The organism is Olsenella sp. CU969 (assembly GCF_905219715.1).
Lineage (GTDB): Bacteria > Actinomycetota > Coriobacteriia > Coriobacteriales > Atopobiaceae > Granulimonas > Granulimonas faecalis.
This window is the reverse complement of sequence record NZ_CAJMXC010000134.1, coordinates 1-2,398: the sequence shown is the minus strand read 5'-3', so window position 1 is coordinate 2,398 and position 2,398 is coordinate 1. Positions and strand designations below refer to the sequence as shown.

At 68.3% G+C, this 2,398-nt stretch carries 2 protein-coding genes; one reads left to right on the top strand and one right to left on the bottom strand.

Going from position 1 to position 2,398, the window contains the following annotated elements; all coding sequences use genetic code 11:
• Positions 1–165 precede the first annotated feature (165 nt).
• Positions 166–1,008 (bottom strand): phosphorylcholine transferase LicD, encoded by an 843-nt coding sequence (locus tag JX283_RS08175; RefSeq protein ID WP_204830133.1) that lies wholly within the window; start codon positions 1,006–1,008, stop codon positions 166–168.
• A gap of 131 nt (positions 1,009–1,139) precedes the next feature.
• Between JX283_RS08175 and JX283_RS08170 the strand changes: the two genes are divergently transcribed.
• Positions 1,140–2,279, top strand: a complete 1,140-nt coding sequence (locus JX283_RS08170) for a glycosyltransferase family 4 protein (protein WP_204830132.1) — start codon at positions 1,140–1,142, stop codon at positions 2,277–2,279.
• Positions 2,280–2,398 lie beyond the last annotated feature (119 nt).

Sequence of the window (2,398 nt, the reverse complement as noted above, 5' to 3'; positions counted from 1 at the left end):
GGCATATCTGGGGAGGGCGGGCCGCGGCACGGGTCTGAGCTGCTCCCGATTGAAAAACCCATGCCGAAGAGGCCTCTGGCATGGGTCGGGCGGTTTTGTCGCAGGTCTACCGCAGAGCCCACTTGCGTCTGAAAACGGCTGAGGGCGTCTCAAGCCCGCCCGCTTCTACCTGCGCTTCGCCACGTTGACACCGTCGCCAAAGTCCAGCACTTCGGGCGCGTGGGTGTAGCGCTCCTCCTCGGGCGGGAGCTTGTGCCAGTCGCCGTACATGCGGGTGAGATAGCGGTCGAGGTCGTGGGGCGCCCAGGTCTCGATGCCGTCGAAACTCACCCGCTGGCAGGGCAGCAGACAGTCGACGGGCATGGGCTCGTACTGCGCGTAGCAAGGGTCTATCCACAGGTCGCCGGGGGTCTCGCAGCGCCAGGAGCGCTCGAATTCGCGGGCGATGAAGCGTTGGGGCACGCAGGACAGCACGCCATGCGCCGCCACGCAGGCAGCCTGGGCCGCGGCGCTCGGCACGTTCTTGGGGTGCGCGATGAACTTGAGGTAGCTGAGCCGCTGCCAGAACAGCATGCGANGCCGCTGCCGGTCCGCGATGNCCGGGTNGGCNTCGAGGGGAACGGAGGGGAAGACGTCCATGAAGATGGGCTGGCCCATTCCCGCCTCCACGGCCGGGGCGTCGGCAAAGCGGGTGCCGTCCTTCCAGATCTTGGCCCACAGCGTGGGGAAGCGCTCCGTGTTCTCCCAGGTATGGAGCGAGTAGCCCTCGGGCAGCGCAGAGGCGCCCTCGGCCAGGAAACGACGGTAGTCGGCCGCGGGCATCGCCGCGTCCACGTCGTCGTCCCAGGGGATGNAGCCGCCGTGGCGCGCGGCGCCCAAGGCCGTGCCGCCGTCGATGAAGTAGGTGAGCCCCAGCTTCTGACACACCTCGTCAAAGACGGCGAGCATTTCGGTCATCTCTGCCTGAAGGCGTTCGAGGGTGCCTTCGGGGTAGGGCTTGTGAGGCATGGCTTCTCCCGGTGTTAGAGGTGTGGTGCTCGGCAAGGGCAACGGGTTTCTCTGTACCATACCCTTCGTTCAGGGTTCACGATGGGTGGNTGCCGGCGCGTGCCGGCAGCATACGGGAAAGGTTCTTCTCCATGGCGCCTCACCACTACGCGATCTTCTCGGCCCAGTACCTGCCCTCCATGGGCGGTGTGGAGCTCTTCAGCGACAACTTGGCCCGCGAGCTCGTGCACGAGGGCCACCAGGTGAGCGTGGTGGCGTCGGCGCGTAAGGGCGCGCCGGCCCGGGAGGAGCGCGACGGCTTCCAGGTGGTGCGCCTTCCGGCTGCGCAGCTGCTCGACGGCCGCCTTCCCGTGACGCTCAAAGATGCCGCGTACCGCCGCATCTGGGGACGTCTGCTCGATGAGGACGTGGATCGCGTGCTCGTGAACACCCGCTTTTACCCGCACTCCCTNGAAGGCCTGCGCTTTGCCGCCNAAAAGGGCGCCCCNGCCGTCATGCTGGAGCACGGCAGCGCGCACCTGTCCTTTGGCATCCCTGCTGCAGACGCCGTNGTGAAGCGCTGGGAACACCTGGTCACCGCGAGGGCCCGTGCGGCCCGGCCCGTNTTTGCCGGCGTGTCGCTGGCGGCCTGTTCCTGGCTGGAGCACTTTGGCATCGAGACCGACGTGGTGATCAACAACGCCATCGACGCCGCGGCTTTTCGCGATGGCTCCTCCGGCCGCGATTTCCGTGCCGAGCTGGGCATTGCGCCCGACGCTTTCATGGCCTGCTTCGTGGGTCGCTTCGTGGCCGAGAAGGGGCCCTTGGCCGTTCTCGACGCCGCGCGGCTTTTGCCNGAGGTCTCCTTTGTCATGGCCGGCGCCGGTCCCGAGGAGGACCATATCCGCGCCGTGGCCGACTACCTGCCCAACGTGAGTCTCTTGGGCCGTCTGGGCCGNGAGGACGTCTCGGCGCTTTTTGGCTGTGCCAACTGCTTCGTTTCGCCTACGCGCTCGGAGGGCATGGCCACGGTCCTGCTCGAGGCCGGCGCCTGGGGCTGTTTGCCGGTGATCTGCCCCGTGGGCGGCGTGGCCGACGTGTTGGGGGACTCCGGCTGGGGCGAGANTTGCGGNGCCTCTGCCGACGAGGTCACGGCCGCCATTGCGCGTCTGGCCGTGCTGCCTGCCGAGGAGCGCGCCCGTCGCAGTGCCGCCTTCCGCGAGCGCGCGGAGACGGGCTTCACCTGGGCTCATACGGCCGCCCAGCTCGACGCCGCCTACCCCTGCGCCTGATCCCGCGCCCGACTGCGCGTCTTTTCCAGCGTCGTCCCCCTGTACCCCTCAACCGCTTTCAGGCGCAAGAGGCGGGGTGCAGCCGGAAGGGGGGGTGCAGGCGCGGGATCAGGCGCAGG